The organism is Bacteroides caecigallinarum (genome assembly GCF_021530995.1).
GTDB classification, from domain to species: domain Bacteria; phylum Bacteroidota; class Bacteroidia; order Bacteroidales; family Bacteroidaceae; genus Phocaeicola; species Phocaeicola faecigallinarum.
Genome location: NZ_JADYTF010000010.1, coordinates 27,978 through 52,533, shown reverse-complemented (window position 1 = coordinate 52,533; position 24,556 = coordinate 27,978). Strand labels below are relative to the sequence as shown.

Genomic DNA, 24,556 nt, shown 5'->3' with positions numbered 1-24,556 from the left:
GGAACTTCGTTCTTTGATAAGGATGAGAAACCTGATAGTAAAAGACAGCACCCGTGCGAAGAACCGCATCAAGTCTCTTCTTCGTTTTCATGGCGTAGAGATACCGGAAGAGTTTACCCGCTGCTCCGTTGGCTGTTGGTCCAAACGCTTCCTTTCCTGGTTACAGGCTCTTGAATTGTCTACAGAATATGGCAAGAAGACACTTGAACTTCATCTTGAGCAGTTCATCCGTCTTCGTAAGATGCTTCTGCAGGAGACACGTGCCATCCGTGAGATTTCACGTAAAGCTCCTTTTGAGAAGCCGATACGCCTTCTGACTTCTGTTCCCGGAATAGGCGTTACCACAGCTGCCACCCTGATGGTTGAGCTTGATGATATAGTGCGTTTTAAGAATGCTGACCATCTGGCTTCTTTCATCGGTCTGGTACCAATGTGCCATTCGAGCGGTGAAAGTAACGGCACAGGGGATATAACTATACGCCGACATTTTATGCTTCGGTGTCTTTTGATTGAAGCTGCATGGATTGCAATCCGTAAGGATCCTGCAATGACTGTAGCCTATACGGAATACCGTAAACGTATGAATCCTCAGAAATCAATTGTAAAGATAGCCAGACGGCTTGTAAACAGAATATACTATGTACTCAAACATGAAAAGGAATATATACCGTGTGTTGTCAAATGATACAGAATCCTATAAGGTAAAACAGCTTTCTTTTGAGGGAAATACTATCATATTTATGCGGCTTTGAAGTCCGCTCAAAAAAGTTTGTAACCCTCATTAATGGTTTGACTGATAAAGGAACTTGCAGCCCCTTATGCGGTGTCTGCTGTGGAAAGTTTGTTTTACCATAGGATTATGGTTAGGTTTTCTTAGCCATATCAGACGATATCAGTAATACAAAAAGAGAGGCGTGTGACCGCCTCCCCAAGTAGCATTACTGCGTACCGTCAGGATGCTTATTGCTGGCAGGTTGCTCCTCAGCAGAGCCTACTTCCTCTTAACATCCTGATACAAAGGTATAAAACTAAAGTTAATTATTAATGAATTATCCAACTTTGTTTGGATTTTAAATGGAAGATAATTATGAAAAGATATATTCAACTTTTTACTTTAGGAGCATTCCTGGTAGGTGGCTTGACCAGTTGTAATGACTTTTTGGACAGAGAGCCGCTTGATAAGGTAACACCGGAGAATTTCTTCTCTTCTGAGGAGGAGCTGGCGGCTTATGCTATCAACAACTATAATTTTGAGACAGTTGACGGTTCTTATGGGCTTAATTTCTTTGGAAAAGATAATGATACTGATAATCAGGTAAGTGGAGGTAATAACAGTTTTTGGGTTCCTGGAAACAAAAAAGTTCCTTCTGATGAAGGATACTGGAGTTCAAGCTCCAGTAAGCAATGGTCCTGGAGAAACATTCGCTCATGTAATTATTTCTTTGAACAGGTTTTGCCAAGGTATGAAGCTGGTTCTATTCTTGGTAATCATGATAATGTGAAGCATTATATTGGCGAGATGTATGTTATTCGTGCATATAATTATTATAAAATGCTTTTACGTTATGGTGACTTGCCTATTGTAGAAGTTCCATTGCCGGATATTCAGGAAGATCTTGTAGCTGCAAGTGAACGTCAGCCTCGAAATAAAGTGGCACGTTTCATTATAGAGGATTTAAAAAGAGCTCAAGAACTTCTGTTGGACAAATCGCCTGATGGTAAGAAAAACAGAATCAGTAAAAATGTAGCTTATCTGCTCCATGCACGTGTGGCATTGTTTGAGGCTACATGGGAAAAATATCATCGCGGTACAGCTTTTGTTCCTGGTGGAACAGGTTGGCCTGGAAAAGATTCTCAGGGATATAATGCTGATACTGAAATCAATTACTTCTTGGATGAAGCGATGAGTGCTTCTAAAGTGGTAGGTGACCAGATGGTTGATGTGTTGGCCGAAAATACAGATACACCTGAAGGTATGAATGCTTCTTTGGAATCAATTAATCCATATTATACTATGTTCTGTGATGAAGATATGAGTGGTTATGACGAAGTCTTGTTGTGGAAACAGTTCAGTGTGGAGATGAATGTCACTAATAATCTTCAGATGGAATTGGAACGTAACGGTGCCGGTTCAGGATGGACAAGAGGTATGGTTAACTCATTCCTTATGAGAAACGGTTTGCCTATATATGCTTCTGGTTCAGGTTATGATCCTAATTGGGAAGTTGAAGGTGTGAACAAAACTTTGACGGACCGTGACTCTCGTATCGTTATTTTTACAAAAAAACCTGGTGATGTCAACTATTACAATGCTGATGGAACATCAGATGTAAGTAAGATAGATTTGATTTTTGGTGATAGCCAGACTGGAACAACTACTGGTTATATTATCAAGAAAGGTAAGCATTATTCGCCAGTTATGGCTAACGACCATAGTCAGGGAACTTCAGGTGGTATCGTTTTCCGTGGTGCTGAAGCTTTGTTAATATATATGGAAGCTTCTTATGAAAAGAATGGCAATATTGATGCTACTGCTGATAAATATTGGAGGGCTTTGCGTACACGTGCAAAAGTTGATCCTGACTATAACAAGACTATAGCCGCTACAGATATGATGAAAGAAGCGGAAGGCGACTTTGGTGCTTATTCACATGGTCAGTTAATTGACGCTACATTGTATAACATTCGCCGCGAACGTCGTAATGAGTTGTGCGCAGAAGCATTGAGATGGGAAGATTTGAAACGATGGAGAGCGCTTGACCAGTTGAAGGATACACCGTTCCGTCCACAGGGTATGCTTTATTGGGGTAGTGTATATGAAGAACAAACGAAAGACAAATGTATTGTCGATCCAGCTAAGGGAAATATGTCTCCTGAATCATCTGGACCATATATCTATCCTTATGAAAAAATAACTGTTAATAATGATATCTACAATCAGGGCGGATTCAAATTTACACCGGCTCACTATCTTGAACCAATTGGTGCAGCGGTATTCCGTCAGACAGCAGCTAATGCCGATGATTTTACTTCTTCTAATGTCTACCAGAACCCTGGTTGGTCTTATGAAGCAAATACTGGTGCAATGAATGTAGAATAATTCGTATTATAGTGAATAATCGCTAAGTGGTGCTTGGCACGATTGTTGGCAATATAATATTGGAACCTGCCTTTAGTAGTTTTGATTTTGTCATACTAATTTAAATTATGAAATATGGACAAAATAGAATGCTATGGGCAGGTTTTTTGTTGGCTTTTGTTTGCATTAGTTTAATTTGAGAATGAATAAATATATTTCATTGCAAATATGAAATCGTATCTTTCTCAAGTCTTCCAATTGCTAAACTAAAGAATTATATAACCATTTCTTTAAGAAAGTTTTCTCTAGCTATAAAACATGCACCTATTGATCCGCTGTTTTCATTTAATTTAGACAGAACCATATTTGTATTCCTGTTCACAATCTTTAGTGTATATTTCTTCACAGATGATCTTAGTGGAAGAAAGAAATAGTCGCCTGTCGCAGCCAGGCTTCCACCTATAATTATCAATTCAGGATTTAAAAGGTTTATAAGGTTTGCCACATGTTTTCCAAGTTCACTTCCTATGTTTTCCACTATATCAATGCACAGCAAGTCTTCTGAATTTGTGGCCTCTATTATATCCGATAATGTTATCTTGTCATTATTGTTGAATTTTTGGGATAAAATAGAGCTTTTGCCTTTCTTCAGACTCTCCATGAGCTTTCTGTATAAAGCCGATCCGGAGACTTCTGTTTCGAGGCATCCCTTTTTCCCGCAATGGCAAAGTATTTCATTGTCATACGCATAGAAATGTCCCAATTCACCTGCAAAGCCATCTTTTCCTCTGACTGTCTCTCCATTAACTAAAAGTGCAGATCCAAGTCCCCATCCTATGTTTATGAATACTATATTTTTTTCTTTATATTTTTCTAAAAACAGTTCTCCTAAAAACATGGCTCTTGTGTCGTTTTCTATTACTATTTTAAGATTAAGTTCATATTCCAGTACTTCAGTAATAGGGTCGTCAAGAAAGCTGAAATAAGTATGACTTATTCCTTCTTCAGAATGAATCCTTCCGGGGATGTTTATTCCGATATATTTGAGTAAGGTTTTATTTATTCCCCATTCTTTAATTATATCATTTATCAGATTGCATAAATTCTTCAGACCTCTGGATGAGTTTTCAAGAACATACTTACAGGTCTTGTTTTTTTTAATATTTCCACCAAAATCCATGATGCTGAAATTGATGTAATCTTTCTTTATATCCACACCCATAAATAAACCGATGTTATTATTCACTGTATATAATGATGGTGGTCTGCCTTCATTCCGTTCACCTTTACCTGCATTGATTATATAATTGTTTTCATACAGATAAGAAATTAATTTGTTGGTAGTAGGCATACTTAAATCCATTTCCTTGGATATTAAAGGTACAGTAAGCTCTCCTCTTTCAATAAAGAACTCAAGAAGTTCTTTTGGTGTGATTTTAAATTTATTTTTACTTCTATCCATAAGTTTTTCATATTGTCTGGTACAAATATATAAAATGTTTATTAAAACGTTTTATATAAGTAGTGAAAAAAGGATATATAATGATTTTTTTTGTCCTAGTTATATAAAACGTTTTATGAAACTTCATGGTATGAGTTGGGTTTTAATCATATAAATCTGTTTTACAACATAATAAAAGCTTTTTTTATGTTTTTTCTTAATAAAAACATAATGAAATTGTTGTCGCAATCTTTTTAAATTTAACTTTGCACTAGAAATATACTTAAATTTTTATACAATGGAAAAAATTATTGGCTTAATCGATGCTCCTTTTACTCCTTTTTATGAAAACGGAGAAGTTAATCTGGAACCTATAGCTGCATATGCAGCAATGCTTGCAAAGAATGGTCTTAAGGGTGTATTTATCAACGGCTCATCCGGCGAAGGATATATGCTTACAGAAGACGAACGTATGAAACTTGCTGAAGAATGGGTACGCGTAGCACCTGAAGGTTTCAAGGTTATTGTCCATGTAGGAAGCTGCTGTGTAAAGGCCAGCAAGATGCTAGCCGAACACGCACAGAAGATTGGTGCATGGGGTATTGGCGCAATGGCTCCTCCATTCCCAAAGGTAGGCCGCATAGAAGAACTCGTAAAATACTGTGAGGAAATTGCAGCCGGTGCTCCTGATCTACCTTTCTACTATTATCATATTCCGGCATTTAACGGTGCATTCCTTCCAATGGTTGAATTGCTGAAGGCTGTAGACGGACGAATTCCTAATTTTGCAGGAATCAAATATACTTTCGAAAGTATATATGAATACAATCAGTGCAGACTGTATAAAAACGGTAAATACGACATGCTTCACGGTCAGGATGAAACTATTCTTCCTTCACTGGCTATGGGTGGTGCGCAAGGAGGAATCGGTGGAACAACCAATTACAATGGCATCAACCTTGTTGGTATAATCGACGCATGGAAGGCTGGAGATATAGAAAAGGCTCGCGAACTGCAGAACTTCTCACAGGAAGTCATCAATGTTATCTGCCATTATAGAGGTAACATCGTAGGCGGCAAGAGAATAATGAAACTTATAGGTTTGGATTTGGGTAAGAACCGTACTCCTTTCCAGAATATGACAGATGAAGAAGAAGCTCGTATGAAGGCTGAGCTTGAGGCCATCAACTTCTTTGAGCGTTGCAATAAATTTTAAATCGTACAGCTATGCCTACAGATAAATATTTTGAATATTGGGCGGAACGTTATAAAGATGATCTTACCAATAATATACTTCCTTTCTGGTTCAAATATGGACTGGACAAAGAGAACGGCGGTATATACACATGTGTTGCCAGAAACGGACAACTGATTGATACCACTAAATCTGTCTGGTTCCAGGGACGCTTCGCTTTCGTATGCGCTTATGCATATAATAATGTAGAAAAACGTCAGGAATGGCTTGACGCCGCAAAATCTACAATAGATTTCATTGAGAAACACTGTTTTGATACCGACGGCAGAATGTATTTCGAAGTTGCTGCCAATGGCACACCTTTAAGAAAAAGAAGATATGTCTTTTCTGAAAGTTTCGCGGCAATAGCAATGGCTGAATATGCCCTGGCCACAGGTAGCGAGGAATATGCCCGCAAGGCATTGAAGCTGTTCAAGGATATGAGACGCTTCATCAAGACTCCGGGTATACTGGAACCAAAATATTTGCCGACAGTACAAGCCCAAGGACATTCCATTACTATGATAATGGTGAATGTGGCCACATGTATAAAAAAAGTGATTTCCGATCCGGAACTTGATACACAGCTTGAAGAGTCAATATTTGCGCTGAAAAATTATTTCATGCATCCCGAATTCAAGGCTCTTCTTGAGATGGTGGGACCGAAGGGTGAGTTCATTGATACTATAAACGGCAGAACAATCAACCCGGGACACTGTATCGAGACGGCATGGTTCCTGTTTGATGTCGCGGCATCGCGTGGCGGTGACAAAGAACTTGTTGACATGGCTCTTACTATCCTCGACTGGTCATGGGAATGGGGATGGGACAAGCAGTATGGAGGAATCATAAACTTCAAGGACTGCAGAAATCTGCCTCCTCAGGATTATTCTCAGGATATGAAGTTCTGGTGGCCTCAGACAGAAGCAATAATAGCCTGTCTGTATGCCTACAAGATAACCGGAGATGAAAAGTATCTGAAGCGTCATAAGATGGTCAGTGACTGGACATACGCCCATTTCCCTGATAATGAATTTGGCGAATGGTACGGTTATCTGCACCGCGACGGTACAGTAGCACAACCGGCAAAAGGAAATCTCTTCAAGGGACCTTTCCATATTCCGAGAATGATGATCAAGGGATTTATGTTATGCAATGAAATAGTAAAATAGTTTAATAAAATTTAGAATCTAATATCGTGAATAAAACATCAAAGATTTATCCATGGGTGGTTGTCGCTCTTCTGTGGGGAGTTGCCCTACTTAATTATATGGATCGCCAGATGTTGAGCACAATGAAGGAAAGTATGCAGATTGATATAGTAGAACTTCAATCTGCTACCAACTTCGGCTGGCTGATGGCTATATTCCTATATATTTATGGATTTATGAGCCCTGTATCCGGTATTATAGCGGACAGACTCAACAGAAAATGGCTTATTGTAGGCAGTTTATTTGTTTGGTCAGCGGTAACGTATCTGATGGGTGTAGCAACAACCTTCAATCAGGTGTTCTGGCTCAGAGCACTTATGGGAGTAAGCGAAGCACTATATATTCCTGCCGGACTTTCACTGATTGCTGATTATCACACAGGAAAATCCCGTTCCTTGGCTGTTGGTATTCACATGACCGGTCTTTACACCGGACAGGCAGTCGGCGGTTTTGGCGCGACAGTAGCTGCCGCATATTCATGGCACACAACCTTCCATTGGTTTGGTATAATCGGTATAGTGTATGCTCTGATACTGATGCTGTTTCTGAAAGACAAGAAATCGGATGAACTTCTGGATACGGTGTCTCAAGAAAATCCGGTGCCACAGAAAGAACCTGTACTTGTCAGTCTCAAATCTCTTTTCACGAATGTGGCTTTCTGGGTTATTCTGTTGTATTTTGCGGCTCCAAGTCTCCCGGGATGGGCTACCAAGAACTGGTTGCCTACTCTGTTTGCCGAAAATCTGGATATGCCTATGTCGCAGGCAGGACCTTTGTCTACGATAACGATAGCTGTATCATCGTTCCTTGGAGTGATACTTGGCGGAATACTGTCTGATAAATGGGTTCAGAAGAATATCCGCGGACGAGTATATACCGGAGCTATAGGATTGGGATGCACAATTCCTGCTCTTCTGCTTTTGGGATTTGGCGATAATATAGTGGCAATAGTAGGTGCCGGCCTGTTCTTTGGAGTAGGTTACGGAATGTTTGACGCCAATAACATGCCTATACTATGTCAGTTCGTATCCGTAAAACAGAGAGCTACAGCATACGGAATGATGAATATGGTAGGAGTGTTTGCAGGAGCTTTCATAACAAGCCTTCTCGGACAGTGGAGTGATGGAGGTAACTTAGGTATGGGATTTGCCATGCTTGCAGTAGTGGTATTGATAGCTCTTTGTGCCCAACTTTACTTCCTTAAACCAAAAGTAGACAATCTTCAATAGGTGCTGAAATATATCGTGTAATTTAAAATAAACTACTAATGATTGTTACAAACTTAAATAATACAGAAAGAATAGAGTCTCTTCATCCTCTATTCAAGAAATTGTTTGATTATGTAAAGACTCATGACATACTTAATACTCCATGTGGACGTATAGATATTGATGGTGATAACCTCTACATAAACAATGTAAACCCAGAATGTATTCCTGCAGAGAAACAGGTGCTTGAAGTTCACCGTGACTATATAGATGTCCAGATTCTTCTGCAAGGAAAGGAAACAATAGGATGGAAAGCCCTGGAAGATTCAAAGGAAGAAGTAAAACCATACGAAAAGGAGGGTGACTGTGCCTTGTATTCGGACACTCCTACCACATGGATACATCTTGTTCCCGGTCAGTTGGCTATATTTTTCCCCGAAGATGCTCATGCACCAGTAATAGGAGAAGGGAAAATCAGGAAGATGATTGCAAAAGTAAAACTATAACTAATATTCAATTTATGAAAAAACTGTTTTTATCACTTTTATGCCTTTTGTCGATAATGTCGGTTAAAGCAGCAGATACGATTCTTGTAAAATCGCCTCAGATACCGATTCTTATAGAAAGACATGACAATGTATTGTTCTACATGCGTCTGAACGCCAATGAAACTAAGGTTTTAGACAATGTGACAGTGAATTTCGGCAAAGATGTAAATCTGAATAATATCAAGTCGCTGAAACTTTACTATAGCGGAACAGAGGCGCTACAAGACAGAGGTAAAGGAAGATTTGCTCCTGTAGAGTATATATCGAGCCATAATCCGGGTAAGACCCTTTCTGCAAATCCTTCTTATTCGGTAATGAAATCCGAAGTTACAAAAATAAAGAATACTATAGTTCTTGAAGGCAAGCAGAAACTTTTCCCGGGAGTAAACTTCTTCTGGGTAAGTCTGGAAATGAAAGAAACAGCTCCGATATCTTCAGTGCTTACTGCTTCTGTATCATCTGTAAAGGCCGATGGAAAGAATCTGCCTGTGAAGACTGTATCCGAGGATAATATTATTCGCCGCATGGGTGTTGGTGTACGTCATGCAGGAGATGACGGTTCGGCAGCTTTCCGTATACCCGGACTTGTCACTTCCAACAAAGGAACACTTCTTGGAGTATACGACGTGAGATATAACAGCAGTGTCGACCTTCAGGAACATATCGATATAGGACTTAGCCGTAGTACGGACGGTGGTCAGACTTGGGAAAAGATGCGCATACCTATGGCTTTTGGCGAATACGATGGCTTGCCATCGGCACAGAACGGTGTTGGTGACCCTTCAATCCTTGTTGATACGAAAACAAATACCATCTGGATAGTAGCCGCATGGACTCACGGCATGGGTAATCAGAGAGCATGGTGGAGTTCTCATCAGGGAATGGACTTGAACAATACCGCCCAGCTCGTAATGGTGAAGAGTACTGACGACGGCAAGACATGGTCTGAGCCAATCAACATCACTGAGCAAGTAAAACTTCCTGAATGGTATTTCTTGCTTCAAGGCCCCGGAAGAGGTATTACCATGAGCGACGGTACGTTGGTATTCCCAATCCAGTTCATCGACAAGACACGTATTCCTAATGCAGGAATAATGTACAGTAAGGACGGTGGAAAAACATGGAAAATCCATAATCATGCCAGAACAAATACCACAGAGGCTCAAGTTGCAGAAGTTGAGCCAGGTGTTCTTATGCTTAACATGCGAGACAATCGTGGCGGAAGCCGTGCTGTTTACACAACTACAGACTTAGGTAAGACTTGGAAAGAGCATGAATCATCGCGTACGGCACTTCGCGAACCGGTATGTATGGCAAGTCTTATTAGTGTGAAGGCAGAGGACAATGTTCTTGGTAAGGACATACTCATCTTCTCCAATCCAAACTCTACAAGTCAGAGGAAAGACATCACTATTAAGATAAGTCTTGACGGTGGTTATACATGGTCAGAAGATCATCAGTTGCTTCTTGATGAAGGCTACAACTGGGGATATTCATGTCTGACAATGGTAGATAAAGAAACGATAGGTATTCTTTATGAAAGCAGTGTAGCCCACATGACATTCCAGAGTGTAAAACTGAAAGATATAATTAAATAAAATAACGATGAGAAATTATTATTATTCTTTTATTAACTTAATTTAATTACAATGAGAAAAACACTAAAATCAGTAAGTATGTTGCTGTGTATCAGTGGTTTACCACTGGGGGGGGTAAATGCTGTATCCTCACCTTTAGTTAATGAAATAAAGGAATTGCAGCAGGAAAATGTATGTAAAGGTGTAGTAAAAGATGCATTAGGTGAAACTGTAATCGGAGCATCGGTAGTTGTTAAGGGAACAACCAATGGTACTATAACAGGATTTGACGGTGACTTCTCCCTAAACAATGTGAACAAAGGAGATGTTATCGAAATCTCTTTTGTCGGTTATACAACTCAAACAATCAAATGGGACGGACAGGATTTGATTGTTACACTTAAAGAAGATACTCAAACACTTGAGGAAGTAGTTGTAACTGCATACGGTGGAAAAACTCTCCGTTCAAAGATGACAAACTCTATAGCTAAGGTTGATAAAGATGTTTTAGCAAAAGGTATCCACTCAAATCCGGCACAAGCTTTATCGGGTGCAGTTTCTGGTTTACAGGTGCGTCAGACTTCTGGTGACCCAGGTGCTACGCCAACTCTAATTTTACGTGGTGGTACTAGTCTTGACGGATCTGGATCTCCACTTGTAATCGTAGATGGAGCACAACGTTCTTTAAGTGACATTAACCCTGCCGACATTGAATCTATAGAAGTGATGAAGGATGCAGGAGCGACTGCTATATATGGTGCACGTGCAGCCAATGGTGTGGTTTTGGTAACTACAAAACGTGGTAAAGAAGGAGTCAGTAGTATAGGTGTAAAGGCAAGATTTGGTTTGAATTACTTTAACAATAACTATAATTTCCTTGGTGCTGAAGACTATATTTATTGGATGCGTACAGCTCATCAGAGAGCTTCACAGGTTTATAAGGATTCCAAAGATGTTTGGAGAGGATGGAATACTATGAACAGCTTGACATCAAATCAACCTTATGGAACAGGTAATATCTATTTTAATCCTGACGGTACTGTAGCAGATGGAAATAAGGTGGTTAATGCCAATTGGAGTGTCATGAAGTATACTGATGATTTAGCATTTCTATTGAATAAAGGTTGGCAAACAATGATAGATCCTGTTTATGGTGACAAGTTGATATTTAAGGAATTTATGTTAGAAGATGTCAATGTAAACTCACCGGCATTAAGCCAGGATTATACTATTGATTTTACAGGTGGTAATGACAAAGGTAAATATTATGCATCAGTAGGTTTCAATAACTCTGAAGGTAATGCTGTAAATAACTGGTATAAGCGTTTTACTTTTACGTTTAATGGTGATTATAAAATCAAGCCATGGCTTACTTCTAACTCTTCATTCAGTTATTCACACAATACTTGGTACGGTCTGGTTGGTGGTACTGATGTACAACACTACTTCAGCCGCGTTTTTTCCGTACCTCCAACGTTCCGTGGAAAAAATGAAGATGGTGAATGGTTGATAGGTGTGCGTGGTACGCAGGATGGTAATGTATTGGCATACATGGACGCACTTAAGAGAGACAATAATACTGACAAGTTTACAATAACACAGGCATTGACGGCTCATCTTTACAAAGGTTTGGATTTAAAGTTTAGTGGAACTTGGTACTACGAAGACGAAAAACTTGAACAGTTCAACCGTGACTATATGACTGGTGTAAATTCATGGAACAGAGAAAGGTATTCATACGACTATTATGACCGTGACTTGAATCAGACTTACAATGTGATTGCAACATATAATACCAATATAAAGAGACATAGTTTGAATGCAATGTTAGGTTTCGAATACTATATTGCACAGAGGAAAGGTTTTTCAGCATCAGGTAGATACGCTCCAACAGATGAGTTCCAGGATTTGCAATATACTGATCCAAAGCAAAGAAGTGTTGATTCATGGCATAGCGAAAATCGTATCATGTCATTCTTTGGAAAGGTTGATTATGACTTTGATAGCAAATATCTTATATCTGCTGTGCTAAGACGAGATGGTTATTCACGTCTTTCATCAGATCAAAGATGGGGTATTTTCCCTGGTATATCAGCTGGTTGGGTAATTGGAAAAGAAGAATTCATGGAAGATCTGAAAGATGTTATATCATTTGCAAAACTTCGTGCCAGTTATGGAGCCAATGGTAATGTGGATACAAATTTCATCGGAAACTATACAGTTCAGGGTAGTTATGGTTCACAAGGTAAGTATATGAATAATGGTGCAACACTTATGTCAGAATTACCAAATCCAAATCTGACTTGGGAAAAGTCATATACATTTGAGTTGGGTGCTGATTTAAGTTTCTTGGCAAATAGATATAATATGAATGTAACATATTATAACCGCCGTACAAAAGATAAACTAGCATACATTACTTTGCCTTCACATTCTGGAATCAGTTCATTCTTGAGCAATAATGGTGAAATCCAAAATCAGGGAGTTGAAATCGAAATCAATGCCAAACTGCTTGAAAGTGAAGACTGGAAGTGGAATCTAGGTTTCAATATATCTTACAACAAGAATAAGGTTATTTCCTTGCCTAATAATGGCCTTCAGAACAACATGCAGAATGCATTTGAGGTGTACACAGGAAATGGAACAGAGAAAATGTGGGTTGGTGGATACCAGGAAGGACAAGAACCTGGAGCTATTTATGGTTTCTTGGCTGAAGGTATATACAAAAGTTATGATGAAATACCAGGTGATTTGATTGACATATCTTCTGGTAATAACGGTTCTTCAAATAAGAAGCTTTATGGACCGGATGCTTGGGCAAAACTGTCTGATGCTGAAAAAGCAAACGGACTTCCTATCCAACCTGGTGATATAAAATGGAAGGATGTGAATGGTGATGGCGTTATAGATAATTTTGATAAAGTCAAGCTTGGAAGTGCTGTTCCTAACTGGACTGGTGGTTTCAATACGACTTTGTCATGGAAAGGTCTGTCACTAACCGCACGTTTCGACTATGCATTAGGACACAAAATTTGGGATTCAAAGACTCCTTGGATTATGGGTAACATGCAGGGTACTTATAATACCATTGATGCGGTATTTGATACTTGGACTCCAGAAAATCCAAATGCTAAATATCCAACTTATGTGTTTGCAGACCAGTTGGGTAAACGTAATTACGCTCGTGATAACAGCAGTATGTTTGTGAAGAATGCAAGCTATCTTGCTATCCGTGAAGTTTCATTGAACTACAGTCTTCCTCAGGCATGGGTTAAGAAACTTATGATGGAAAGACTTGACTTAAATATTACAACTCAGAATTTAGGTTATATTACAGCTGCTAAGTATGTAGCTTCTCCTGAATATGGTTCAAGTGGATGGGGAGGTTATCCATTGCCTACTAATCTAGTATTTGGTTTAAATGTAACATTCTAAAATTGATAAATTAAGATTATGAAAAAAATTTTATATAGCACTATTGGCGCGTTGATGTTTTCTTTGATTGGATGTGACACGCTGGACTTAGCACCGGAAGATTACTCTGGAGCAGGAAATTATTGGAAAAATGAAGGTCAAGTAGCAACATTCATGAATGGGTTGCATGTCCATTTAAGAGGTGATTATACTTCACAGATGGTTTTGGGAGAACTGAGAGGTGGAACTATGCGTAATGGTACTTCTTCAGTTGGTACATCTTTAGATTATGCAAGTTTGATAATCAATGACTTGCGTACTACAAATACAGGTGTGTCTAACTGGAACGGATATTATAGTCGTATATTGCAAGTCAATCATTTCATTGAAGAAGTAGAAAATGCCTGTACTTTTTTGAGTGAATCAGAACGTAACACTTATTTAGGTCAAGCATACGGTTTACGAGCATACTACTACTTCATGTTGTATAGGACGTATGGTGGTGTACCGTTGGAGAAGGAAATTAAAGTGGCGGACGGAAGTATTGACGCTCCGAGTCTTTATCTTGAACGTTCTTCTGCTGAAGATATTCTTAATTTCATAAAAGATGATATTAAAAAATCAGAGGAAGGATTCGGTACAACAGAGGAATTCAATAAATATTATTGGTCCAAATATGCAACATTGTTTTTAAAAGCACAAGTATATATGTGGTCTGCCAAGGTAACAACAAATGACGATACCAAAGCTCATACCGCAACAGGTGAATCGGATTTGTTGATTGCTGAAAAAGCTTTGAACGATATTATAGGAAGTAACAAGTTCGAATTGTTGCCTGATTATGCTGATATATTTGATGTGTCTAAAAAGGATTCAAATAAAGAATCAATATTATCATTATATTTTGAGCGTACAGAAGCTACCAATTGGGGAAGTCAATTCGTAAGTAATCCATCTCTTGTTGTTGGAGTTATGTATGATACAAACGGCGATATGATAATGGAAGATGTTCTTGAATTGGGTTCGCAAGGATTGTTGAGATATGAATGGAAAGAATCATTTGTAAAATCGTTTGATGCTAATGACAAACGCCGCTCAACTATGTTCCGTGAATTTTATTCTTCTAAAGATATAGAAGACGGTACATTGTCTGGATTTGGATCAGAAATGCTTAAGTATATAGGTCATACGGATGAAGGTTTGCGTTATTTTGACAGTGATGTTATTATGATGAGATATGCTGAAGTTCTCCTTATGATGGCTGAAGTTGCGAATGGATTAGGTAAACCTTGCGCTTCTTATATAAATGATGTCCGTGAACGTGCATGTGGAACTGGTAATTATGTTGAATATGTTGATGGAAGCTATGCTGAAAATGAATTAGCTATACTTAAAGAACGCGACAAAGAATTTTTTGCCGAAGGTAAGAGGTGGTTTGATGTTGTACGTATGCATGATGCAGAAAAAAAACCATTAGTATTCTCTGCTGATGCTGCTTATCCAAATGAACTTAGTGGACAGAAAGCTCCTATTTTGAATGCTGATACAGAACAGCACAAACTGTTATGGCCAATTAATATTGATTTGATAACTGCCGACCCATTGCTTAAGCAGACTTGGGGTTATAAAAAGGCTGAGGGCCTTGAGTAATGTTTGAGTCTTATGCAAGAAATATATAGTCTGAATTAACGGACTTCTTTTCATTATTACTTTTGCCTGGGTTTATATCCCGGGCAAAAGTATTTTTTATTTTCAATATGATTTTAAAAAAAATGCTTTATTGTTAGGCTCCACTGGCTTATACCTTTGCAGATATTTGAAAAATACTGATCTGTTTTTATACCATCTATTAGTATTCGAGAAATAACGAAAGTAACGTATTCATCCATATCTTTAATCTTTCCTTTAGTGTATATTATGAAAAAGTCAATGTGTCTTATCTTCTTTATTTTATTTTTTTTACATATACTCCCGACAAAGGCTTGTGAAGTAAATTTGTTACCTTATCCTCAACAAACAAATTTCGGAAATGAATGTTTCATTATTGATAAAGTAAATTTGAAAACGCCAATATTAAAAAACAAGCTAGAAATTTTTATCAGGGAATCAGGTGGAAGCTTATGTGATAAGACCGATAAAACGATTGAGGTTCGTTTAATAAACTCTATTGGTGAATTGAAAACAAATTTAGAGGAAGCATATAGACTTAAAGTATATAAGAATAACATAATAATAGAAGCCATAACTGAACGTGGAGTATATATGGCTTTACAAACGCTATATCAATTGCAGGTGAATAAAGATGATTATATTTATATAAGAGAATGTGAAATCACAGACTGGCCAGCCTTTCGCGTAAGAGGTTTTATGCATGATGTAGGCCGAACTTATATTTCGATGGATGAATTAAAAAAAGAAATTGATTTGCTCAGTAAGTTCAAAATAAATGTATTTCATTGGCATCTGACAGAGAATCAGGCATGGCGACTCGAAAGTAAACTATATCCAGAGCTTAATTCACCTGAAAATATGACACGTATGCCTGGAAAATTCTACACTTTGGATGAAGCTAAAGAACTTGTGGAATTTTGCAAGGAACGTTATGTTACCTTGATACCTGAAATAGATATGCCAGGACATAGTGAAGCATTTGTCAGGGCATTTAAAACAGATATGCAATCAGAGAAAGGAATAAAGATTCTGAAAAACCTCATGGATGAGGTTTGTGAAACTTTTGATGTTCCTTATATTCATATAGGTACAGACGAAGTGGAATTTACTAATCATGATTTTGTACCAGAAATGGTTTCTTATATCAGAAATAAAGGTAAGAAAGTTATATCATGGAATCCAGGCTGGAATTATAGGCCAGGCGAAATAGACATGACTCAATTATGGAGTTATAGAGGAAAAGCACAGAAAGGTATTCCTGCTATTGATTGTAAATTTCATTATATAAATCATTTCGATATTTATGCAGATTTAGTAGCTTTGTATAATAGTAGAATTTGTAATGTGGATAAAGGTGATGGTGATATTGCTGGTTCTATTATTGCTATTTGGAATGACAGATACATTGATAATGAAAAACAAATTTTAGCGGATAATAATTTTTATGCCAACATGCTTGCTTTTGCTGAAAGAAGCTGGAGGGGAGGAGGAAATTGTTATTTCGATGGTAAAGGTACTTTGCTGTGGCCTGAAAACACGGCTATTAATAAAGAATTCGAGGATTTTGAAAACAGAATGTTATGGCATAAATATAATACGCTTAAAGGAGAACCATTTCCTTACGTCAAACAGTCTAATGTAAAGTGGAAAATCACAGAGGCTTTTCCTAATGATGGGAACCTTGATATGTCTTTTCCTCCTGAACATGAGGAAAGTGATTTTTACAAATACAAAGGAAAAGAGTATAAGACCAGTTGTATTTACGGTGCGGGAGTATATTTACGTCATGTCTGGGGAAATCTTGTCCCTGGGTTTTACGACAAACCAAAAGAAAATCATACAGCGTATGCTTATACTTGGGTACATTCACCTATTGAACAGAAAGTAGGACTTAATATAGATTTTCAAAACTATAGTCGTTCGGAAAGTGACTTACCACCATTGCCTGGAACTTGGGATTATAAAGGCAGTAGGATTTGGTTAAATAAAGAAGAAATTCTTCCACCTCATTGGATAAACAATCATAAGGAAAGAAGTAATGAAATAGCGTTAGCAAATGAAAACAGTGCATCAAGACCTCCTATTAAAGTCACTCTCAATAAAGGATGGAACAAGATTTTTATAAAGCTTCCTGTAGGCCGTTTTCAATCGAAGGAGACAAGACTTGTAAAATGGATGTTTAATGTTGTATTTGTATCTATTGATGGCAAAGCGGAACTGAAAAATATTGTATATTCAACCGATAATCCTTATAAAAACTAATATATATGAGAAGAATAGTATTTTTTTTGATATTTTGTTTATATAACATTTATATATTTTCACAAGAAAGGAAATATTCCACTTACTATTACCAGAGAGCAACTTTGTTTGAGAAGCTCAGTGTTACGCCAGATGATATCTTGTTTGTAGGAAACAGCATTACAGATGGAGCGGAATGGTTTGAGCTGTTTAGAAATCCTAAAGTAAAGAACAGAGGTATAAGTGGAGACACAACTTATGGAGTGTATGACAGAATTTCCACATTACTTAAAGGGCATCCCAAGAAGATATTTTTGATGATTGGAATAAACAATGTACCACAAGGTGAAAGTGCTGATACAATAGCATATGGAATACATAAGATTGTAGAAAAGATTAAAACTGAATCTCCTGTCACTAAAATCTATCTGCAAAGCATATTGCCTGTAAATCCGGATTTGAATATGTTTCATGGTCATACTTCCAGATGGGAAATTATACCGGACATAAATAAGGCTATAAAGAATATCGCAGAAAGAGAAAACGCTGAATACATTGATCTGTACAGCCACTTCGTTAATGAAGAAGGTAAAATGGATTTGAAATATACCAACGACGGTCTGCATCTATTGGGCGACGGATATTTATTATGGAGAGATGTTGTTAAACCATATATAAACGAATAACTATGAGAAAGTTGGCGCTTATTTTATATTTATTTGTCTGTTTATCTATAAATGCCGTGGATTCAATAAAAGTTGCCTGTGTAGGAAACAGTATAACATATGGTATTGGAGTAAAAGACAGGGAAAAAGATTCGTATCCGGCATTATTACAGACAATGTTGGGAGACGAATATTTTGTAGGTAATTTTGGCAAACCTGGTGCAACTTTGTTGAACAAAGGCCACAGACCATATACCGAACAGAAAGAGTATGAAGATGCTCTTGCATTTAATGCTGATATTATAGTTATTCATCTTGGAGTAAATGATACCGATCCTAGAGATTGGCCCGATTTTAGGGATGATTTCATTAAAGATTATATCTCACTAATTGACTCATTTAAGAGTGTAAATTCTAATGCTAGAATAATTATAGCCGGTATAACACCAATATGGGACAGGCATCCAAGATTTCTTTCCGGTACTAAGGTATGGCAGGATGAGATAAGAGATAAAATAAGTGTCGTAGCTGACATCTGTGGTGTAGAATTTATTGATTTTTATTCTGTCCTGCATAATCATCCTTTCATGTTCCCGGATGCTATACATCCTAATGAGGAAGGTGCATCGATATTGGCAAAGACAGTTTATTCTGCAATTACTGGTAATTATGGTGGACTTAAGGTGCCGGAAATTTATAGTGATAATATGGTTCTACAAAGAGACGTTCCTTTAAAATTATCCGGTACATCGAATGCCAATGATCATATTATAGTTGAGATAAATGGTAATAAATATGAAACAGTAACAGACAATAGAGGTTGTTGGAATATTGTAATCGAACCGTTATCAGCAAAAAGAAATATAACGATGTCGGTATCAAATGGATATAAAAACCTTGTTTTCAAAAATGTTGCAGTAGGTGAAGTCTGGCTATGTTCGGGACAATCTAATATGGAGTTTATGTTGAAAAACTCAGTGGATGCCAAAGAAGAACTTAAAAATTCAGGAAACAGTAATATAAGACTATTTGATATGAAACCCAGATGGAAAACTGATGCTGTAGAGTGGCCGGAATCTGCATTGGATTCTGTAAACCATCTGGAGTATTATCGAAAAACTACATGGGAAGAATGTAATCCAGAAATAGTAAAAGATTTTTCAGCTGTAGCCTACTATTTTGGTAAAATGTTGCAAGACAGTCTTGATGTTCCAATTGGACTAATATGCAATGCTGTTGGGGGCTCTACTACAGAATCATGGATTGACAGAAACACGTTGGAAAGGAAATTTCCTTTTATACTGAGTGATTGGAGAAATAACGACTTTATCCAAAAGTGGGCAAGAGATAGGGCTTCACTTAATATAAAGAAATCAGGTTCTGTATTCCAGCGTCATCCGTATGAACCGTGTTATTTGTTTGAGGCTGGTATCATTCCCTTACAGCAATTCCCGATAAAAGGTGCAATATGGTATCAAGGTGAATCTAACGCACATAATGCTGAGGCTCATGAGAGTCTTTTTAAATTGCTGGTGAATAGTTGGAGAAATAATTGGAGTAATAATGATATGCCTTTCTATTATGTGCAGCTTTCCAGTCTCAACCGACCATCATGGCCGTGGTTCAGAGACAGCCAACGCAAATTAATGTACGAAATTCCCAATACGGGTATGGTTGTTTCATCAGATTACGGAGACTCTATTGATGTACATCCAAGAAATAAAAAGCCTATTGGAGAAAGACTCGCCCGATGGGCTTTAGCCGAAACCTACAAATACAATTTGTTACCATCAGGACCTTTGTTTAAAAAGGCTATTGTTACAGGTAATAATAGTGTAACTGTAAGTTTTGATTATTCCGAAGGGCTTTGTGCAGCAAGCAATAATGGGAAAGTAATAGGGTTTGAATTGGCCGAACACGATGGATTATATTATGCTGCTGAAACTGAAATACATAATGATAATGTAATCCTACGTTCTTCTAAAGTGAAAAATCCTAAATATGTAAGATATGGTTGGCAACCTTTTACCAAAGCCAATTTAGTTAATGTAGACGGTTTGCCTGCCTCTACATTTAAGGCTGAAACAGACAACCTGACTATCCCAAACCATCCTATTCCTCTCGGAGTGTCCGCACCTTTTGCCGGAATTATTAATGATTGGATGATTGTAGCCGGAGGATGTAATTTCCCTGATGTTCCGGCTGCAAAAGGTGGAAAGAAGGTGTATTACAGCGAGATTTATGCCATAAACATGAAGGAAAAGAGCAAAGGATGGAAGCTGCTCGGACAATTGCCCCAGAATATGGCATACGGAGCGACAGTATTAATAGGAGATGACATGTGTTTAATCGGTGGCGAAAACGAGAATGGGAAGTTGAACTCAGCTTATAAGGTTTCTTTGGACTGCGAAAACTGTAAGGTAGATATCGAGACTCTTCCTTCCATACCTGAATGTATGACCAATTTGTCCGGAACTGCCATCGGCAATGATATTTACATTACCGGAGGTATGACAGAGACGGACAGGAACAGCTTGTATCGCATGTCGGCTCTTTCACCTGATAAATGGGAAAAGCTTACGTCTTATCCCGGGAACAAGAGAATACAGAGTATACTCCTTTCCAACGGTAAAAACGAACTGTATCTTATAGGCGGATTCCAATCGCCATCGAAAAAGAAGGAGGCTGTACTTTCAGACGATATCCTGTGTTATAACGTAGATAAGCGTTCGTGGAAAAGACTAATTGATCTGCCGCTTGACGAGAATGGAGAGAAACGTTGTCTTGTTGGCGGAAGTGGTATTGTACATAATGATATGCTTATACTTACCGGTGGTGTGAACTATACGATTTTCAAAAATGCCATAAACGGCAAAGCTCCGGATGGCTATCTGGAGAAGCCTGTTGAATGGTATAAATTTAATGATGATGTACTGTTCTTTAATTTAAAAGATAGGACTTGGAATGTTGTTAAGGAGGTAGATGGTGTGGCTAAAGCTGGTGGCGTACTTCTGATGTATGAGGATTGTCTGTATATGATTTGTGGGGAAACAAAACCGGGAATCAGAACAAATAAGATTATTACTATTCCTTTATTTTAACTTTCTTGATAAATTTGTGCCTTGAACGTTGTTTTTATTTAAGAATATGAAATGCAAAATAACAACATTGGTCGAAAACTGTGTTTATGGTCGTAAGCTACAGGCTGAACATGGATTGTCATTATATGTGGAGGTCGGAAATCATGTAGTTCTTTTTGATACAGGAGCTTCAGATTTATTTGTGCGCAATGCCCGTTTGTTGCATTGCGATTTCCAGCAGGTGGATTATCTGATACTGTCGCATGGTCATAGTGATCACGCAGGTGGTCTTGAAGCATTCCTTGAGATAAATAGGAAAGCGAAAGTAATCTGTAAACGTGAGGCTCTGGATCCTAAGTTCAAAGGGAATAGAGAGAATGGTATCAGGCATGCCGCACGACTGGATATGTCGCGCTTTATGTTTGTGGACAAAACATCAGAGATACTTCCTGGTATATGGGTTTTCCCTGATTTACCTGTAATCAATGAAAACGATACTCATTTCGAACATTTCCTTGTGAGGCGTAACGGTGAGTTGGTTCCTGATCGTTTCGAAGATGAATTGGCTTTGATTCTGAAAGGTGAAGAAGGAATGACGGTGCTGAGTGCCTGTTCGCATCGTGGAATTACAAATATTCTGCGTAGTGTCTCTTCATTCTTTTATAATTGTCGTTTAAAAATGATTATTGGAGGTTTTCATATACATAATGCTTCACCGGATAAAGATAATGCTATAGTAGTAGGATTGAAAGATTCATTGCCGGATGAATTGGGAGTATGTCATTGCTCCGGTGTGGATAAGTATGCTTTTTTCTATTCTCTTTGGGGAGATATGGTATTCTATAATCATACAGGATGTGTGAAAGAAATAGAGTTATGAGTTTATTCTCATAGTATTAAATATACGTATGCAAATTTAATTCTGACAGTTATCTTATTATCTTTAAAATTATGAATAGATATATAGTAGAAGTTCATTGGTCAAATTATCTGTAACTTGCTTGTGTATGTTCGGAAATTTTGCGAATATTGCACTTTAATTGTACATGTTACTTATGTATATTATCAGTTTAGTACCTTAATCTGTTGAATATCAATCACGTACGATTTTTTTATACCTGAATCTTTTATTATTAATTCTGCTAATGTTTAAATATTATGAAATATGAGAATCACGAATCTTAAACCTGGAATTTTATTGTTAGTTGTTTGTCTATTGAACACACTTTGTGTCTTTTCACAGAATCAAAAGCCTTTCGTTATTCCTGAATTGAAGGAATGGAAGGGAAAACAGGGAGAATTTATTCCCGGTGCTGAAACTAAAATCGTCTGCGACAAAGAAGATCCGGAACTTATACGTATAGCTAATATCCTTTCTGCTGATTACAAGGAAATGTTCGGAATGGAAATACCTGTAGCATACGGAAAAGCTAAGAAGGGCGACTTTGTGTTGAAGTTGAAAAATAAGCCAGACCTCGGGAAAGAAGGTTATACTATCGATATTGCCGATAAGGTTACTATTTCTGCTACACATTATGCCGGAGTTTATTGGAGTACAAGAACTCTTCTGCAGATGTCCGAGCAGTCCGATTCACGTTCACTGCCCAAAGGCTACATCAAGGACTTCCCTGATTATGATATTAGAGGATTCATGATGGACTGCGGTAGAAAGTTCATTCCTATGGATTATCTCAGAGACTTTATGAAAGCAATGTCATATTATAAGATGAATACATTCCAGATTCATCTTAACGACAATGGTTTCAAACAATTCTTCGGACACGACTGGAATGAGACATACGCGGCTTTCCGTCTGGAATGTGACACTTATCCGGGTCTGACCTCACGCGACGGATATTATACAAAACAGGAGTTTATTGACTTTCAGAAAGAATCGGCTTCACTGTTTGTTGAAATTATTCCTGAAATAGATGCTCCGGCTCATACTTTGGCTTTCAGTCACTATAATAAGTCTCTCGGAAGCAAGGAATACGGAATGGATCATTTGGATTTGTTTAATCCCGAGACTTATAAGTTCATGGACGGACTGCTCAAAGAGTATCTGGAAGGAGAAAATCCTGTATTCGTAGGTCCTAAAGTGCATATAGGAACAGACGAATATTCAAACAAGGATCAGAAAGTGGTAGAAAAGTTCCGTGAATTTACAGACAGATATATTAAGTATGTAGAAAGCTTTGGAAAACAGGCTTGTGTTTGGGGAGCTCTTACTCATGCCAAAGGAGAAACACCTGTAAAATCGGACAATGTAATTATGAGTGCATGGTATAACGGATATGCTGACCCTAAAGAGATGGTTAAGCAGGGATATGAACTGATTAGTATCCCGGACGGGCTTCTTTATATAGTTCCTGCGGCAGGATACTACTACGATTATCTGAATACAAAGTATCTTTATGAAAACTGGACTCCGGCTCATGTAGGAAAAGCTGTGTTCGAAGAAAAAGATCCTGCCATACTTGGGGGTATGTATGCCGTTTGGAACGACCATGTTGGTAACGGTATTTCTGTGAAAGACATTCATCACCGTTCGTTCCCGGCCTTACAGACATTGAGTGTGAAAATGTGGACCGGTAAGAATGTCTCTGTTTCTTATGAAGATTTTGCAGCAAAACGAATGTTGCTAAGTGAAGCTCCAGGTGTAAACCAGCTTGGTAGAATCGGCAGGAATACGGGCATTGTATATCAGCTTGATGAGGTCAAGGCTGGAATGGAGTTGCCACACGAAGAAATAGGATATAATTATAGTGTGGAATTCGATATCCAGGCATCAGAGGAAGAGAATGGTACGGAGCTGTTCCGCTCGTCGAATGCTGTATTGTATCTTTCTGATCCGATAAGTGGACAGATAGGTTTCTCGCGTGACGGATATTTAAACTCGTTCGGATTTCAGCTTTATCCGGATGAAAAAGCTCATATCTGCATTGAAGGTGACAACAAATCAACTGTGCTTAAAGTAAATGGAAAAGAAGTTAAGAAACTTGACATAGAGAAACGTTATTTCAATGGTGGAAAAGATTCTATGAACTATGTTCGTACTTTAGTGTTTCCATTAAGGAAGGCAGGTGATTTCAAGAGTAAAATAAGTAATCTGAAAGTAATAGTTAATAAATAATTGGTTGGAATTAAACGGTTTATAAATATACATAATTCTTAAATATATACTTTG

15 protein-coding genes are annotated in these 24,556 nt (G+C 37.9%); 14 read left to right on the top strand and 1 reads right to left on the bottom strand.

The window, feature by feature from the left end:
- Both I6E24_RS02855 and I6E24_RS02850 read left to right on the top strand, forming a co-directional pair.
- Window positions 1–685: IS110 family RNA-guided transposase (locus tag I6E24_RS02855; protein ID WP_235326061.1), on the top strand; the 685-nt coding region annotated here is incomplete at its 5' end.
- Window positions 686–1,087: 402 nt separating this feature from the next.
- Window positions 1,088–3,100 carry a RagB/SusD family nutrient uptake outer membrane protein gene (locus tag I6E24_RS02850; protein ID WP_235326059.1) on the top strand — a complete coding sequence of 671 codons (2,013 nt, stop codon included), beginning with the start codon at window positions 1,088–1,090 and terminating at the stop codon, window positions 3,098–3,100.
- A gap of 253 nt (window positions 3,101–3,353) precedes the next feature.
- Here the strand turns inward: I6E24_RS02850 and I6E24_RS02845 are convergent, their stop codons facing one another.
- Window positions 3,354–4,541: an ROK family protein gene (locus tag I6E24_RS02845; RefSeq protein ID WP_235326058.1), complete on the bottom strand. Its 1,188-nt coding sequence runs from the start codon at window positions 4,539–4,541 to the stop codon at window positions 3,354–3,356.
- Window positions 4,542–4,818: 277 nt separating this feature from the next.
- Here I6E24_RS02845 and I6E24_RS02840 point away from each other — a divergent pair, with 277 nt between their 5' ends.
- From I6E24_RS02840 to I6E24_RS02785, 12 genes are all read left to right on the top strand, one after another.
- A complete protein-coding gene (locus tag I6E24_RS02840) occupies window positions 4,819–5,736 on the top strand; it encodes a dihydrodipicolinate synthase family protein (protein ID WP_235326056.1) in 918 nt (305 codons plus the stop codon).
- 11 nt (window positions 5,737–5,747) lie between these two features.
- A complete protein-coding gene (locus I6E24_RS02835; protein WP_235326055.1) occupies window positions 5,748–6,926 on the top strand; it encodes an AGE family epimerase/isomerase in 1,179 nt (392 codons plus the stop codon).
- A 26-nt stretch (window positions 6,927–6,952) separates the two neighbouring features.
- Entirely contained in the window at window positions 6,953–8,194 is a 1,242-nt protein-coding gene (locus I6E24_RS02830; protein WP_235326053.1) for an MFS transporter, read from the top strand.
- Between the two features lie 38 nt (window positions 8,195–8,232).
- Window positions 8,233–8,679 (top strand): YhcH/YjgK/YiaL family protein, encoded by a 447-nt coding sequence (locus I6E24_RS02825; RefSeq protein WP_235326052.1) that lies wholly within the window; start codon window positions 8,233–8,235, stop codon window positions 8,677–8,679.
- Window positions 8,680–8,693: 14 nt separating this feature from the next.
- On the top strand, window positions 8,694–10,319 hold the full coding sequence (locus I6E24_RS02820) for a sialidase family protein (protein ID WP_235326050.1): 1,626 nt from the start codon (window positions 8,694–8,696) through the stop codon (window positions 10,317–10,319).
- Between the two features lie 51 nt (window positions 10,320–10,370).
- Window positions 10,371–13,733, top strand: coding sequence for a SusC/RagA family TonB-linked outer membrane protein (locus tag I6E24_RS02815; protein ID WP_235326049.1), 3,363 nt, complete (start codon window positions 10,371–10,373; stop codon window positions 13,731–13,733).
- An 18-nt stretch (window positions 13,734–13,751) separates the two neighbouring features.
- Window positions 13,752–15,362, top strand: coding sequence for a RagB/SusD family nutrient uptake outer membrane protein (locus I6E24_RS02810; protein ID WP_235326047.1), 1,611 nt, complete (start codon window positions 13,752–13,754; stop codon window positions 15,360–15,362).
- Between the two features lie 267 nt (window positions 15,363–15,629).
- On the top strand, window positions 15,630–17,645 hold the full coding sequence (locus I6E24_RS02805; RefSeq protein WP_394800351.1) for a family 20 glycosylhydrolase: 2,016 nt from the start codon (window positions 15,630–15,632) through the stop codon (window positions 17,643–17,645).
- 5 nt (window positions 17,646–17,650) lie between these two features.
- On the top strand, window positions 17,651–18,310 hold the full coding sequence (locus I6E24_RS02800; RefSeq protein WP_235326046.1) for a GDSL-type esterase/lipase family protein: 660 nt from the start codon (window positions 17,651–17,653) through the stop codon (window positions 18,308–18,310).
- Between the two features lie 56 nt (window positions 18,311–18,366).
- Window positions 18,367–21,390: a cyclically-permuted mutarotase family protein gene (locus I6E24_RS02795; RefSeq protein WP_455577808.1), complete on the top strand. Its 3,024-nt coding sequence runs from the start codon at window positions 18,367–18,369 to the stop codon at window positions 21,388–21,390.
- 46 nt (window positions 21,391–21,436) lie between these two features.
- Window positions 21,437–22,249, top strand: a complete 813-nt coding sequence (locus I6E24_RS02790) for an MBL fold metallo-hydrolase (protein ID WP_235326043.1) — start codon at window positions 21,437–21,439, stop codon at window positions 22,247–22,249.
- Window positions 22,250–22,534: 285 nt separating this feature from the next.
- The gene (locus I6E24_RS02785; RefSeq protein WP_235326042.1) at window positions 22,535–24,502 is read left to right on the top strand and encodes a family 20 glycosylhydrolase; all 1,968 of its coding nucleotides are present in this window, start codon (window positions 22,535–22,537) and stop codon (window positions 24,500–24,502) included.
- Window positions 24,503–24,556: the final 54 nt, after the last annotated feature.